Source organism: Streptomyces sp. NBC_00829, assembly GCF_045161795.1.
In the GTDB taxonomy this organism is placed as follows: domain Bacteria; phylum Actinomycetota; class Actinomycetes; order Streptomycetales; family Streptomycetaceae; genus Streptomyces.
This window is the reverse complement of record NZ_CP108867.1, coordinates 3157300-3172223: the sequence shown is the minus strand read 5'-3', so window position 1 is coordinate 3172223 and position 14924 is coordinate 3157300. Positions and strand designations below refer to the sequence as shown.

General features: G+C 72.1%; 11 protein-coding genes. 8 read left to right on the top strand and 3 right to left on the bottom strand.

The features are described 5' to 3' along the window. Positions 1-128 precede the first annotated feature (128 nt). From OG293_RS13450 to OG293_RS13440, 3 genes are read left to right on the top strand one after another with little or no spacing between them, the layout of a single operon-like run. The gene (locus OG293_RS13450; protein WP_405999042.1) at positions 129-1241 is read left to right on the top strand and encodes an AAA family ATPase; all 1113 of its coding nucleotides are present in this window, start codon (positions 129-131) and stop codon (positions 1239-1241) included. Next, on the top strand, positions 1238-3712 hold the full coding sequence (locus OG293_RS13445) for a DUF5682 family protein (protein WP_405999041.1): 2475 nt from the start codon (positions 1238-1240) through the stop codon (positions 3710-3712). Before OG293_RS13450 ends, OG293_RS13445 begins: the two co-directional genes overlap by 4 nt. Next, a complete protein-coding gene (locus OG293_RS13440) occupies positions 3709-4866 on the top strand; it encodes a VWA domain-containing protein (RefSeq protein WP_405999040.1) in 1158 nt (385 codons plus the stop codon). Before OG293_RS13445 ends, OG293_RS13440 begins: the two co-directional genes overlap by 4 nt. A gap of 4 nt (positions 4867-4870) precedes the next feature. Here the strand turns inward: OG293_RS13440 and OG293_RS13435 are convergent, their stop codons facing one another. After that, the gene (locus tag OG293_RS13435) at positions 4871-5209 is read right to left on the bottom strand and encodes a hypothetical protein (protein ID WP_405999039.1); all 339 of its coding nucleotides are present in this window, start codon (positions 5207-5209) and stop codon (positions 4871-4873) included. 413 nt (positions 5210-5622) lie between these two features. Here OG293_RS13435 and sucC point away from each other — a divergent pair, with 413 nt between their 5' ends. Beyond that, a complete protein-coding gene (gene sucC, locus OG293_RS13430; protein ID WP_405999038.1) occupies positions 5623-6801 on the top strand; it encodes an ADP-forming succinate--CoA ligase subunit beta in 1179 nt (392 codons plus the stop codon). A gap of 16 nt (positions 6802-6817) precedes the next feature. Continuing rightward, positions 6818-7702, top strand: a complete 885-nt coding sequence (sucD, locus tag OG293_RS13425) for a succinate--CoA ligase subunit alpha (protein WP_405999037.1) — start codon at positions 6818-6820, stop codon at positions 7700-7702. A gap of 121 nt (positions 7703-7823) precedes the next feature. On the opposite strand, the gene OG293_RS13420 is transcribed toward sucD, so the two are convergent. Next, positions 7824-9338: a helix-turn-helix domain-containing protein gene (locus OG293_RS13420; RefSeq protein ID WP_405999036.1), complete on the bottom strand. Its 1515-nt coding sequence runs from the start codon at positions 9336-9338 to the stop codon at positions 7824-7826. A 125-nt stretch (positions 9339-9463) separates the two neighbouring features. On the opposite strand from OG293_RS13420, the gene OG293_RS13415 reads away from it, so the two are divergent. Next, entirely contained in the window at positions 9464-11584 is a 2121-nt protein-coding gene (locus tag OG293_RS13415) for a DUF6350 family protein (RefSeq protein ID WP_406003586.1), read from the top strand. On the opposite strand, the gene OG293_RS13410 is transcribed toward OG293_RS13415, so the two are convergent. Beyond that, positions 11574-12326, bottom strand: coding sequence for a hypothetical protein (locus OG293_RS13410; protein ID WP_405999035.1), 753 nt, complete (start codon positions 12324-12326; stop codon positions 11574-11576). The genes OG293_RS13415 and OG293_RS13410 overlap by 11 nt on opposite strands. A gap of 231 nt (positions 12327-12557) precedes the next feature. Here OG293_RS13410 and purN point away from each other — a divergent pair, with 231 nt between their 5' ends. Next, positions 12558-13268, top strand: a complete 711-nt coding sequence (purN, locus tag OG293_RS13405) for a phosphoribosylglycinamide formyltransferase (RefSeq protein WP_405999034.1) — start codon at positions 12558-12560, stop codon at positions 13266-13268. Next, the gene (gene purH / locus OG293_RS13400) at positions 13265-14827 is read left to right on the top strand and encodes a bifunctional phosphoribosylaminoimidazolecarboxamide formyltransferase/IMP cyclohydrolase (RefSeq protein ID WP_405999033.1); all 1563 of its coding nucleotides are present in this window, start codon (positions 13265-13267) and stop codon (positions 14825-14827) included. Before purN ends, purH begins: the two co-directional genes overlap by 4 nt. The last annotated feature ends 97 nt before the right edge of the window (positions 14828-14924 follow it).

Below are 14924 nucleotides of genomic sequence, written 5' to 3'. Positions count from 1 at the left end.
GAACGACGCTAAGGGCCACCACTGACAATCGCCTCTGACCTGCGGAGACGGCCGATTGTCAGTGGCATGGTGCACGGTGGATCCCACATCGGGTCGAACGATCTGGTCGACGATCTGGAGGGGGATCCATGACCGTGTCCGAAACCGGCGCAGGCACGGGCGCCGAGGCTCTGCGGCCGCATGCCGAGGACGCTTTCGCCGAGGAGATCAAGGCGCTCACCGCGGCCGACGACCGGCCCCGGCCCGTCAACTGGCAGCTGTCTCCATGGGCCGTGGCCACCTACCTGCTCGGCGGCACGCTGCCCGACGGCACGGTGATCACGCCCAAGTACGTGGGACCGCGACGGATCGTCGAGGTCGCCGTCACCACACTCGCCACCGACCGTGCGCTGCTGCTGCTCGGCGTTCCCGGCACCGCCAAGACCTGGGTCTCCGAGCATCTCGCCGCGGCCGTCAGCGGCGATTCGACCCTGCTCGTCCAGGGCACCGCGGGCACCCCCGAAGAGGCCATCCGCTACGGCTGGAACTATGCGCAGCTGCTCGCCCACGGCCCCAGCCGCGACGCCCTCGTGCCCGGCCCCGTCATGCGCGCCATGTCCGAGGGCATGACCGCACGGGTCGAGGAGCTCACCCGCATCCCCGCGGACGTACAGGACACACTGATCACGATCCTGTCCGAGAAGAACCTGCCGATCCCGGAGCTGGGTCAGGAGGTGCAGGCCGTCCGCGGGTTCAACCTCATCGCCACCGCCAATGACCGCGACCGCGGGGTCAACGACCTCTCCAGCGCGCTGCGCCGCCGGTTCAACACCGTCGTGCTGCCGCTGCCCGCCACATCCGAGGCCGAGGTCGACATCGTGTCGCGCCGCGTCGACCAGATCGGGCGCTCGCTCGATCTGCCCGCGGTGCCCGAGGGACTTGAGGAGATCCGCCGGGTCGTCACCGTCTTCCGCGAGCTGCGGGACGGGGTCTCGGCCGACGGCCGCACCAAGCTCAAGTCACCCTCCGGCACGCTCTCCACGGCCGAAGCGATCTCCGTCGTCACGGGCGGTCTCGCGCTCGCCGCGCACTTCGGCGACGGCGTGCTGCGCCCCGCCGATGTCGCGGCCGGCATTCTCGGCGCGGTCGTGCGCGACCCGGCGGCCGACCGTGTCATCTGGCAGGAGTATCTGGAGACGGTGGTCCGCGAGCGGGACGGCTGGAAGGACTTCTACCGCGCCTGCCGCGAGGTGAGCGCATGACGGGCCCGCTGCTGCTCGGGGTGCGCCATCACGGACCCGGCTCGGCACGGGCGGTGCGGGCGGCGCTGGAGGCCGCGGAGCCTCACGCGGTGCTGATCGAGGGGCCGCCCGAGGCCGACGCGCTGCTGGCGCTGGCGGCACATGAGCAGATGCGACCCCCGGTCGCGCTGCTCGCCCATGCCGTGGACGACCCGGGCCGGGCCGCGTTCTGGCCGCTGGCCGAGTTCTCGCCGGAGTGGGTGGCGATCCGCTGGGCGCTCGGGCGGGGAGTGCCGGTGCGCTTCATCGACCTCCCGGCGGCGCATTCGCTGGCCCTGGCGGCACAGGAGGAGTCGGCGGACCGCAGCCATCCGCAGGAGCCGGCATGCCCGGACCACGCGGGCGAGCCAGGTCCGCCGGAAGGCGCCGAGCACGCTGTCCCCACGGCCCTCTCGGCGGACCCCGAGTGGGACGCGGTCCCACAGGACGTACCCCCGGCAGGGCGGCAACCGCAGCGGGCGCAGGCGCAGCGCGGCGACCCGGAGCGGGACGCCGTGCCCGATGCCGCCGACATGCGTATCGACCCCATCGCCGTCCTGGCCGAGACAGCCGGGTACGACGACCCCGAGCGGTGGTGGGAGGACGTCATCGAGCACCGGGGGACGGGCGACGGCGACATGGACCCCCGCGCGCCCTTCGCGGCCCTTGGCGAAGCCATGACCGCGCTGCGTGAGATGTACGGGCACGGGGGACACGAACGCGATCTGGCCCGCGAGGCCCATATGCGGATCCAGCTGCGGGCCGCGCGAAAGGAGTTCGGGGACGGCGTCGCCGTCGTCTGCGGCGCCTGGCATGTTCCCGCTCTCGGCGAGAAGACCACCGTCGCCGCCGACAGGGCGCTCCTCAAGGGGCTGCCCAGGGTCAGGACCGAGATGACCTGGGTGCCCTGGACCCACCGCAGGCTCGCCCGGCACAGCGGGTACGGCGCCGGGATCGACTCGCCGGGCTGGTACGGACATCTCTTCGGCGTGCCCGACCGGCCCGTCGAGCGCTGGATGACCAAAGTCGCGCGACTCCTGCGGGACGAGGACCGGATGGTCTCGTCGGCCCACGTCATCGAGGCCGTCCGGCTGGCCGCGACGCTGGCCGCGATGCGCGGCAGGCCGCTCGCCGGTCTCACCGAGACGACCGATGCGGTGCGGGCGGTGATGTGCGAGGGCTCCGACGTCCCGCTCGACCTCATCAGGGACCGGCTCATCGTCGGGGACGTCCTCGGCGAGGTCCCCGACGACGCTCCGGCCGTGCCGTTGCAGCGCGACCTGAGCCGGCTCCAGCGCAGCCTGAGGCTCAAACCCCAGGCGCTGGAGCGAGAGCTGGACCTCGATCTGCGCAAGGACACCGACGCGGCCAAGAGCCGGCTGCTGCACCGGCTGCGGCTGCTCGGCATCGGCTGGGGGGAGCCCGTCACGGGGCGGGGGAGCACCGGCACCTTCCGGGAGAGCTGGCGGCTGCGCTGGGAGCCGGAGCTCTTCGTCAAGGTCGCGGAGGCCGGAGTGTGGGGTACCACGGTCCTCTCCGCGGCCACGGCGAAGGCCGAACACGAGGCGGTGTCGGCGTCCGCGCTCGCCGATGTCACCGCGCTCGCCGAGCGCTGCCTCCTCGCCGAACTGCCGGACGCACTGCCCGTCGTGATGCGGGCCCTCGCCGACCGGGCCGCGCTCGACACCGACGTCGGCCATCTCGCCCAGGCACTCCCCGCCCTGGCCCGCTCCCTGCGTTACGGAGACGTGCGGTCCACGGACACGGCAGCGCTCGGCGAGGTCGCGGCCGGGATCGCCGAGCGCATCTGCGTCGGCCTCCCGCCCGCGTGCACCGGGCTCGACGCGGACGGCGCGGCCGAGATGCGTGGGCACCTCGACGGAGTGCACACCGCGATCGGGCTGCTGCCCGAGGCCCAGCAGCTGAGCGAGCGCTGGGGCTCCGTCCTGCACCGGCTCGGGGAGAGGGACACCGTGCCCGGTGTGATCCGCGGCCGGGCCGCCCGGCTGCTGCTCGACGACGGACGGCTCGAGGAGGGCGAGGCCGCGCGGCTCATGGGCCTCGCACTCTCGCCCGGCACCCCACCCACCGACGCGGCGACGTGGATCGAGGGCTTCGTCGGCGGAGCGTCCGGAGGCGGGATGCTTCTCGTCCACGACGAGCGGCTCCTCGGGCTCGTCGACGCCTGGCTGACCGGGGTTGCGGCGGACGCGTTCACCGATGTGCTGCCGCTGCTGCGCCGCACCTTCTCCGCGTACGAAGCGGGTGTGCGCCGCACCCTGGGCGAGCTGGTCCGGCGGGGTCCCACGGCGGCCTCCGGCCCGCCGCGCGCCGAGGCCACGGTGCCCGGCTTCGGCGCGGGCCTCGACGAGCAGCGTGCGGACGGGGTGCTGCCCGTGCTCGGGCTGCTGCTCGGAATCGACGACAACGACCTTGTGGGGGTGGCCCGATGACGGAGATCGCGCGCGCCGAGCGGCTCCGCCGGTGGCGCCTGGTCCTCGGCGGCGAGTCGGCCGACGGCACAGGCTGTGCCCTCGCCGGCACCGATGCGGCGATGGACGGCGCCCTGACCGCCCTCTACGGCAACGGCGGAGGCAGATCGGACAGCCGCAGCGTCAGCCGCTCGGCCGGGCTCGGGGCGTCCGCACCGTCCGTCGCCCGCTGGCTCGGCGACATCCGTACGTACTTCCCCAGCTCCGTCGTCCAGGTCATGCAGCGCGACGCGATCGACCGGCTCGGGCTGTCCACACTGCTGCTTGAGCCGGAGATGCTGGAGGCCGTGGAAGCGGACGTCCATCTCGTCGGCACCCTGCTCTCGCTCAACAAGGCCATGCCCGAGACGACCAAGGAGACCGCGCGAGCCGTCGTCCGCAAGGTCGTCGACGACCTGGAGAAGCGGCTGGCCACCCGCACCCGCTCGACGCTCACCGGCGCGCTCGACCGCTCGGCGAAGATCAACCGCCCGCGTCACCGGGACATCGACTGGGACCGCACGATCCGGGCCAACCTCAAGAACTATCTGCCGGAGTTCAACACGGTCGTGCCCGCGCGCCTCGTCGGATACGGGCGGTCCTCGCAGTCCGTGAAGAAGGACGTCGTGCTCTGCATCGACCAGTCGGGCTCCATGGCCGCCTCCGTCGTCTACGCCTCGATGTTCGGGGCGGTCCTGGCGTCGATGCGCTCCATCGCCACCCGCCTCGTCGTCTTCGACACGGCGGTCGTCGACCTCACCGACCAGCTCGACGACCCGGTCGACGTCCTGTTCGGCACCCAGCTCGGCGGCGGCACGGACATCAACCGGGCCCTCGCGTACTGCCAGTCGCAGATCACCCGCCCCGCCGACACCGTCGTCGTCCTGATCAGCGATCTCTACGAGGGCGGCATCCGGGACGAGATGCTGAAGCGGGTCGCGGCGATGAAGGCGTCGGGCGTGCAGTTCGTCGCGCTGCTCGCGCTTTCCGACGAGGGGACGCCCGCGTACGACCGCGAGCACGCGGCGGCTCTCGCGGCGCTGGGCGCACCGGCCTTCGCGTGCACACCGGATCTCTTCCCCGAGGTGATGGCCGCCGCGATCGAGAAGCGGCCCCTGCCCATACCGGACAAGTGATGTATCAGTAACCGGGGGTTCGCGTGCCCTGGAGGGTCGTGCGCGCATCGCCCCGCAGGGTGCCGTCACCGCCGCCACGCCGGTCGCGGACGCCGCCGCACAGGATGTGCTGCCGCCCGTCGCGGGCCGGGCCGTGGCCGGAGTCCTCCCGGTCGCCGGTGAGGCCGTCGGTGACATCGGTGGCCTCGCGCAGGGTGTCGTCGGCGATGTCACGCCGTTCGCCGGCGGGATCGTCGGCGAGGTCCAGCCCTTCGCGGGCGGTGTCGTCTCCGGGGTCCGGCCCTTCGGGCAGGACCTGACGGGTACGGCCGCCTCGACCCCGCTCGCCGGCAACGCGGTCCACGAAGCGCAGGGCGCCGCGTCCTCGGTGACCCCCGGTTACCTCCAGAACCTGACGCCGGGAATCTGACGCCGGGAATCTGACGCCGGGAATCCGGCGGCCGGAATCCGACGGCCGGAATCTGACATGCGGCCGGCCGGCGAGCCCGGTGCTCCACGGGCGGTCCTCATTGGGGTGAGGGCCGCCCGCCGTCGTATCGCAGGGTTCTCTCTCGCACGCGATCTGTGACAGGTATCACCGCTCAGGTGTGACCTGCGATTTAGGGACCCACGTCCGCCGGGGATAACCTGCGAGGCGGACATGCCGCGTACCCGGACACCGTGTACGCCTCCCTTGTGACAGCGCAGTCACGTTGCCCGTAGCGGCACGCCCACGCAGACAACGAACCGCGATCATCAGAAAAGGGACGGACGCGCGTGGACCTGTTCGAGTACCAGGCGAGGGACCTCTTCGCCAAGCACGGTGTACCGGTGCTGGCCGGTGAAGTCATCGACACGCCTGAGGCGGCGCGCGAGGTGACCGAGCGTCTCGGCGGCCGTTCGGTCGTCAAGGCGCAGGTGAAGGTCGGTGGCCGCGGCAAGGCCGGCGGCGTGAAGCTGGCCTCCAGCCCGGACGAGGCGGTCGCACGGGCGACCGACATTCTCGGCATGGACATCAAGGGCCACACGGTCCACAAGGTGATGATCGCCGAGACCGCGCCCGAGATCGCCGAGGAGTACTACGTCTCGTACCTCCTTGACCGCACCAACCGCACCTTCCTTGCCATGGCGTCCGTTCAGGGCGGCGTGGAGATCGAGGTCGTCGCGGAGGAGAACCCCGAGGCTCTCGCGAAGATCCCCGTCAACGCCAACGAGGGCGTCGACCTGGAGAAGGCCCGCGAGATCGTCGCGGCCGCGAAGTTCCCGGCCGAGGTCGCCGACCAGGTCGCCGACATCATGGTGACGCTGTGGAAGACCTTCATCGATGAGGACGCGCTCCTCGTCGAGGTCAACCCGCTGGCCAAGGTCGCCGACGGCCGTGTCATCGCGCTTGACGGAAAGGTCTCCCTCGACGAGAACGCCGACTTCCGCCAGCCGGAGCACGAGGCGCTGGAGGACAAGGACGCGGCCAACCCGCTCGAGGCCGCTGCCAAGGCCAAGAACCTCAACTACGTCAAGCTCGACGGCGAGGTCGGCATCATCGGCAACGGCGCGGGTCTGGTCATGTCGACCCTCGACGTCGTCGCGTACGCCGGTGAGAACCACGGCGGCGTGAAGCCTGCCAACTTCCTCGACATCGGCGGCGGCGCTTCGGCCGAGGTCATGGCGAACGGCCTGGAGATCATCCTCGGCGACCCGGACGTCAAGTCCGTGTTCGTCAACGTCTTCGGCGGCATCACCGCCTGCGACGAGGTCGCCAACGGCATCGTCCAGGCCCTGGCGCTGCTCAAGTCCAAGGGCGAGGAAGTCACCAAGCCGCTGGTCGTGCGCCTCGACGGCAACAACGCGGAGCTGGGTCGCAGGATCCTGTCCGACGCCAACCACCCGCTCGTGCAGCGCGTGGACACCATGGACGGCGCGGCCGACAAGGCCGCCGAGCTCGCGGCCGCGAAGTAAGGGAATTCAGACCACCATGGCTATCTTCCTCACCAAGGACAGCAAGGTCATCGTCCAGGGGATGACCGGCTCCACGGGCATGAAGCACACCAAGCTCATGCTGGGCGACGGCACCAACATCGTCGGTGGCGTGAACCCCCGCAAGGCGGGCACCAGCGTCGACTTCGACGGCACCGAGGTACCGGTCTTCGGCTCGGTCGCCGAGGCGATGGAGAAGACGGGCGCCGACGTGTCAGTTCTCTTCGTGCCGCCGGCGTTCGCCAAGGCCGCCGTCGTCGAGGCGATCGACGCCGAGATCCCGCTGGCCGTTGTGATCACCGAGGGCATCGCCGTCCACGACTCGGCCGCCTTCTGGGCGTACGCGGTCAGCAAGGGCAACAAGACCCGGATCATCGGTCCGAACTGCCCCGGCCTGATCACCCCCGGCCAGTCCAACGCCGGCATCATCCCGGGCGACATCACCAAGCCCGGCCGCATCGGTCTCGTGTCCAAGTCCGGCACGCTGACCTACCAGATGATGTACGAGCTCCGTGACATCGGCTTCTCCTCCGCCGTCGGCATCGGTGGCGACCCGGTCATCGGCACCACGCACATCGACGCCCTCGCGGCGTTCGAGGCGGACCCGGAGACCGAGCTCATCGTCATGATCGGCGAGATCGGCGGCGACGCCGAGGAGCGTGCGGCGGACTTCATCGCGAAGAACGTCACCAAGCCGGTCGTCGGCTACGTCGCGGGCTTCACCGCGCCCGAGGGCAAGACCATGGGCCACGCCGGCGCCATCGTCTCCGGCTCCTCCGGCACGGCCGCGGCGAAGAAGGAGGCCCTTGAGGCCGCGGGCGTCAAGGTCGGCAAGACGCCGACCGAGACGGCCAAGCTGGCGCGCGAGATCCTCGGCGCCTGACCTTCGCGGTACAGCAGTACGGAAGTAACGCAGTACGTACGTGTGGGCCCGAACCTCGCTCCGAGGCGCGGGCCCACACGTGTTCCCGGCCGTGTCGGCGGTCCCCGCCGTCCCGGCCGTGTCAGCGCTCCTGCGGTACGAGCCGTGCCGGACCGTGCACCGGCTCCGACAGCAGCCTCGCGCGCAGCTTCTTGTCCTGGTCGGTGAGCCGCTGCGGCCCCTCGCGCGGAGGTACGCCGCCGACCTGCTGTCCCGGGGAGACGGGCGGCTCGTACCGGGTCGGCGCGTTGTTCACGGTGAACGCGGTGGCCCCGATGATCAGCGTGGTGACGGTGACGGCGGCCCGCGTCCAGAACCGGGCCCGGCGCTCACTGCTCGTCCGTACGGCCTGGGAGGGCAGCAGCGTCGGTGCCGGTCCGGCGAGCGCCAGGTCGGTGAGCCGTTCGTGAAGTGTCTCGGCGGCCGTCAGCTCCGGCAGCTGCTCGGCGAGGGCGGCGCGCGCGTGGAGCACTCGGTTCGCCGCGGCGGGGGTGCTCGCCTCGGTCTCGGCGGCCGTCTCGGGCAGGTCGAGGCCCACACCGTCGTACAGCAGCAGCGTGCGACGGTAGGTCGGCGGCAGTTGGAGCAGCGCGTCGAGCAGTTCGCGCCGGTCGGGCTCGGCGAGCGGGGCGTCGGGGTGACGGTGGGCGCGCCGGAGCCGCTGCCAGGGGGACATGGCGAACTCGTAGGCGGCGGCCCGCACCCAGCCGGCCGGGTCCCGGTCGACGGCGACCTCGGGCCAGCGCTCCCAGGCGAGGTGGAAGGCGCGCTCGACCGACTCGTGGGCGAGCCTGCGCCGGCCGGTCAGCAGATAGGTCTGACGTACGAGGGCGGGGGCGGCGAACGCGTACAGCGCGTCGAAGGCCTCGGCGGGAGTCGGCTCGGGGACCGCCGGTGATCCGGCGGGCGGCGGGGCGTCGACGGGAGGCGGCGGTTCGGCGTGCGACGGTTCGGCGTGCCAGGGCTTCTGGGGTACGGCCGAGTGCGGCGGTGCCGGATTGCCGGGGATCGTGGGCGGCTTGGCCGCGCGCTTGACGGCGGGCTTCGGCCGGGTGGTGGCATGCGACCGCTTCGCGCGCGGGGGCGGCGCGGGAGGGGTCTGGGACGTGGGGCGGTCCGGGGCGGGGGCCTCGGTCCGGACCGGCGGCTGAAGCGTGGGCGGCCCGGACTCGGCCTCGGGACTCTTCGCGGACACGGGCGCGGACACGGACACTGGCGCGGGTGCGGGTGCGATTGCGGGTGCCGGAGTGGGTGCCATGGCCGGGTGCGCGCCCGGCGTACCCGCGGGCGCCGCTTCCCGGCTCGCTTCCCGGCTCTCCGTGATCTTCGATGTGGTCTTCGTCGTGATCTTCGACGTCGTCTCCGCCGGGCTTGTGCCGTCGGGGCCTCCGTCGGCGTCCGCGAGGAGTCGCGCGTACAGCTTGAGCTTGCGTCCCCGGGGTCTGCCGCGCCCGGTCTCCCAGTTCCTGACCGTCGCCCGGGTGACGCCGACGGCCGCGGCGACCTGCTCCTCGCTCAGGGACATCGCCTCGCGCAGCCTGCGCAGCTCCTTGGGAGAGGGCAGGGAGGAGGTGGCGTGTCCGGTGCTCTGAGTCATGGAAGGCTCCCCGCGGCTCTGCACTCGGCAAAAAAGTACATAAACGCATCTTGAGCGACACAGCGGTCATTCGCCTGTTACATGGATAAAGCGCGTGTCGTTGGCAGCATGGCCGCGTGACCCAGATGACCGAGCTCAGCCCGCCCGTGCCGCAGGCTCCGGCCATCGTCCAGGGGGGCCGCGCCCCCGCGCTGGCCGCTGCCTTCGTGCGCGGGGCCACCGCGGCGGGGCTCGGGCTCGGCGCGCTCGCCGTCCTGGTGATGGTGCTGTGGATCAGTTCCCCCTACCCCGACAGCGGCCCGAGCGGAGCGCTGCATGTCGCTGCCGGACTGTGGCTGCTGGCGCACGGCACGGAGCTCGTGCGCACGGTCACCGTCTCGGGCGCCCCCGTGCCGGTCGGTGTCGTACCGCTGCTGCTCGTGGCTCTGCCGGCCGCGCTCGTGCACCGGGCCGCACGCGATGCGCTGGAACCGGACGAGGAACGGCCGAGGGCCTCCGTGCGCGGGGTGCTGTGGGCGGTGACCTCGGGATATCTGCTCATCGGCACCGCCACGGTGATCTACGCGGCGGGCGGCCCGCTCGCGGCTGATCCGCTGAGCGCGCTGATCCATCTGCCGGCGATGGCGGTTCTCTCGGCGGCGGTCGGCGCATGGACGGCGAGCGGGCGGCCACTCGGGCCGCTGCCCCTGTGGCTGCCCCGGCGCCTGCGGATCGAACTCGCCCGCACCCGCACGACGGTCGCGGCGCGCGCCGCGGCGGCGGGAGCGACGGGGCTGCTCGGGGGCGGGGCGCTGCTGGTCGCGGTGTCGCTCCTGTGGCACGCGAACGCGACGCAGGAATCGTTCCTCCAGCTCGCGGAAGTGTGGTCGGGGCGGCTCGCGGTGCTCCTGCTGGGACTGGCGCTGGTGCCGAACGCGGCGGTGTGGGGTGCGGCGTACGGTCTCGGTCCCGGCTTCGCACTGGGCACGGGCGCGACGGCCACCCCCCTCGCGTTCGTCGGCGCCCCCGCGCTGCCGCACTTCCCGCTGCTCGCCGCGGTTCCTGCGGTGGGGCGGGGGACCCCGCTGAACTGGGCTGCGGTGGCCGTGCCGGTGCTGGCAGGGGCGGTGATCGTGTCGTTCACGCTACGGAGGGCGGCGCCGCGCTACGGCGACCGGGAGCTGGCCTGGGGCGCGGGCGAGACGGCGCTGACCGCACTGCTCGGCTCGGCGGGCTGCGGGCTCCTCGCGGCTCTGCTGGCGTCGACGGCGGGCGGCCCGATGGGCACGGGACGGCTGGCGGCCTTCGGTCCCGTGTGGTGGCTGACAGGCGCGGCGGCGATGGCGTGGTCGGCGGTGATCGCGATGCCGGCGGCGCTGGTGGTGCGGGCGTGGCGGGTACGGAGGCAGTGGGGCGGGGACGAGTTGGTCATCCCGCCCGCGGATGACGAGGAACAGGAACAGGAGCGGGGGCAGGAGCAGTGGCGGGGGCAGGCGCAGGGGTACGACTTCCTGCCGGCGGGCGCGCGGGCGGTACGCAGGGCACGGGCTGTACCGGTGCCTGTGACGTCGGAGCCCGAGGCGCTGAAGCCGACGCCGGTCGCCTGGGCGCTGCGGGAACCGGGTACACCCCGGGCACGGACGCAGCCCGAGGCGGAAGGGCGCGAGGCATGGGTCCCGCTCGAACTGGTCGCGCCCGAGGCCGGGACGGCGCGGGAACCGGAAGTGCCCGAGGCGTGGACGGCGGCCGGACCGGTTCCGGACGATGCCTGCGGTTCGCCGGAGCCGGAGCCGGAGCCGGAACTGGAGCCGGAGCCGGAGATGCCCGAGCCTTGGACTCAGCCCGAACCGGAAGTGCCCGGGGCCTTGGTACCGCCCGACCGGGAAGCGGCCGGGCTCTGGGGCCCGGAGTCCGAGATGTACGAGGCCGAGGCGCCGCCGGAACACGGTCCGCGAGAGTCCTGGGCACCGCGGCCGGGCGCGCCCCGGGCGGCCGAGATCCTGTCGGTCCCGGAACCGCACGCGGCCCGGGGCGGCGCGGAACCGCAAGGGGCCGAGGCCGACGTCGAGCGACCGCCGGTACACGAAGTACACGAAGTACACGAAGTCCGGGTGCCGCGGATGCCGGGCGCGCCCGAGGCCTGGGTGTCGCAGGTGCCCGGCGTCGCCGAGATCTGGGGGCCTTGCGAACCGGAGGGCACGCCCGAGGGCTGGGCGCCGCCGCAGGCGCCCGACGCCCCCGGCCCGCCCCCTTCGGCTACTCCTTGACGCCGATCACGCCCTGCAGCGGCTCGGGCAGCAGGTCGTTGCAGGCCACCTGGCCCGACTTCGTCAGCGAGTCGTTCACGCACGTGTAGAAGTCGCGGTAGACGAGCTGCGCCGTGAAGGACGCCGCCACGATCACCAGGGCGATGCTCGCCATCACCAGGCCGCTCACGGCCGCCGTCAGCTGAGGCTTGTTCGGCGCGGCCGGGGCCGACGGAGGCGGCGGCGGGGACAACGGGTCCGGGGCGGGGCGCCCGGGCTTGGCGCGCAGAGAGCTGATCGCCCAGTACAGCGCCAGTGCACCGAGCAGCAGAGCGATCTCCGGGAAGTCGAACAGCGCGAAGAAGAACGCCCACATCCCGGACAGCAGCGCATACCGTGCCCGCCGCTGAGCCGGGTCCGTAGGGTCCCACTTCAGGCCGCCGGCGGGGCCGCCGCCTTCGGGGCCGCTCTGCTGGCCGCCGCCGTTCTGCCCGCCGGGCCGGCCACCGAAGCCGCCGCCCGAGGTGCGGCCGGGCTGGCGGCTGCTCCACTGGCTGCCCCAGCCCGCGTTCTCGCGATCGCCGGATTCCTCGGGGCCGCCGGATGAGGGCGAGTCGCCGGGATTGTCCTCGTTCGACGGTCGGCGCGGCTGCCAGGGCTGGTCCGGCCTGCCCTCGGGCGGGGGCGCGAAGGGGTTGTTGTCGTCCGTGGACTGGCGCTCCCGCGGCAACAGGAGGTCCGTACGGCGGCGTCGGTCCGGCATCAGGTGAACGTCTTCCCCTCAGACCCGTGCGCACATGGGGTCTTGTGTCGTCGTGCCCGCCTGGGAACGGGCCCTGTCCCCAGACGCTACCTCCCGGCCACGCCCCCGTCCCGTGGGGGCCGTTCTGTGTGCCGGTATCGTTGCTGACGGTCGGCCCGTTCGTAGAGTTCCCCTATCGGGAAGCACGATTCGTTTGTACGACCGCACAAAGACGCGCCGCAAGGCGCAAGCATGACGCACCGCACGGTGCACACCAACGCACGCAAGCCGTACCGCACCGCGAGAAAGAGACCCGCCGTGGCCTCCCCGCCCCCTTCCGCCCGACCGGCCCGCCTGGTGGTTCTGGTCTCCGGATCCGGCACGAATCTTCAGGCCCTGATCGACGCCATCGACGAGGACCCCGAGGGTTTCGGCGCCCGTATCGTCGCCGTCGGCGCCGACCGGGACGGGATCGCCGGCCTTGAGCGCGCCGAACGCGCCGGGATCCCCGGCTTCGTCTGCAAGGTGAAGGACTTCGAGTCCCGCGAGGCATGGGACCTGGCGCTCGCCGAGGCCACTGCCTCGTACGAACCGGACCTCGTCGTCTCGGCCGGCTTCATGAAGATCGTGGGGAAGGAATTCCTCGCCCGGTTCGGCGGTCGCTGCGTCAATACGCATCCCGCCCTGCTGCCCAGCTTTCCCGGTGCCCACGGCGTGCGCGACGCGCTCGCGTACGGCGCGAAGGTCACCGGGTGCACCGTCCACTTCGTCGACGACGGCGTCGACACCGGTCCGATCATCGCCCAGGGCGTGGTCGAGGTCCGGGACGAGGATTACGCAGACGGTGGTGACGCTCTTCATGAGCGCATCAAGGAAATCGAGCGACGGCTGCTCGTCGATGTCGTGGGGCGTCTGGCCCGTAACGGCTACCGCATTGAGGGACGAAAGGTAGTTTTCCCGTGACTGTTGAGGCTGCGAAGCGGGCCATCCGGCGAGCGCTGGTCAGTGTGTATGACAAGACGGGTCTTGAGGAGCTCGCCCGGGGTCTGCACGAGGCGGGCGTGGAGCTGGTCTCCACCGGATCGACCGCCGCGAAGATCGCCGCGGCCGGAGTGCCGGTCACCAGGGTCGAGGAGCTCACCGGTTTCCCCGAGTGCCTCGACGGCAGGGTCAAGACGCTGCACCCGCGTGTGCACGCCGGGATCCTCGCCGACCTGCGCCTCGAATCGCACCGCGAGCAGCTCGCCGAGCTGGGCGTGGAGCCGTTCGACCTGGTGGTCGTGAATCTGTACCCCTTCAAGGAGACCGTCGCCTCCGGCGCGTCCCCCGACGAGTGCGTCGAGCAGATCGACATCGGCGGGCCGTCGATGGTCCGCGCCGCCGCCAAGAACCATCCCTCCGTCGCGGTCGTCACCAGCCCCGCGCGGTACGCCGACGTCCTCACCGCGGTGAAGGAGGGCGGCTTCGACCTTGCCGCCCGCAAGCGCCTGGCGGCCGAGGCCTTCCAGCACACCGCCGCGTACGACGTCGCGGTCGCGTCCTGGTTCGCCGGCTCCTACGCCCCGGCCGACGAGTCGGACTTCCCCGACTTCCTGGGCGGCACCTGGGAGCGCGAGAACGTGCTGCGCTACGGCGAGAACCCGCACCAGCCCGCCGCGCTGTACACGTCCGGCTCCGGCGGCCTCGCACAGGCGGAGCAGCTGCACGGCAAGGAGATGTCGTACAACAACTACACGGACACCGATGCCGCGCGCCGGGCCGCGTACGACCACGACGAGCCGTGCGTCGCGGTCATCAAGCACGCCAACCCCTGCGGGATCGCGGTCGGCGCCGATGTCGCCGAGGCGCACCGCAAGGCGCACGCCTGCGACCCGCTGTCCGCGTTCGGCGGTGTGATCGCGGTCAACCGCCCGGTCTCCAAGGAGATGGCCGAGCAGGTCGCCGAGATCTTCACCGAGGTCATCGTCGCCCCCGGCTACGAGGACGGCGCGGTCGAGGTCCTGGCCCGCAAGAAGAACATCCGGGTGCTGCGCGCCGAGGGTGCGCCGGCCGGCGAGGTCGAGCTCAAGCCGATCGACGGCGGTGCGCTGCTCCAGGTGACCGACCGTCTCCAGGCCGAAGGCGACGACCCTGCGAACTGGACCCTGGCCACGGGCGATGCCCTGTCCGCCGATGAGCTGGCCGACCTCGCCTTCGCCTGGAAGGCGTGTCGCGCGGTCAAGTCGAACGCGATCCTCCTTGCCAAGGGTGGCGCCAGCGTCGGTGTCGGCATGGGCCAGGTCAACCGCGTCGACTCCGCCAAGCTCGCGGTCGAGCGCGCGGGCGAGGAGCGTGCGCAGGGGTCGTACGCGGCCTCCGACGCGTTCTTCCCGTTCCCGGACGGACTGGAGATCCTGACCGCGGCGGGAGTCAAGGCAGTGGTGCAGCCCGGCGGTTCGGTCCGTGACGAGCTGGTGATCGAGGCCGCGAAGAACGCGGGCGTGACGATGTACTTCACCGGGACGCGCCACTTCTTCCACTGACGCACAAAGCACGGCGTACGACGCGTACGACGCGTACGACGCAACGCACATCGTGTACGGCCCGCCGGTCAGGAACCGGCGGGCCGTACACGATGTG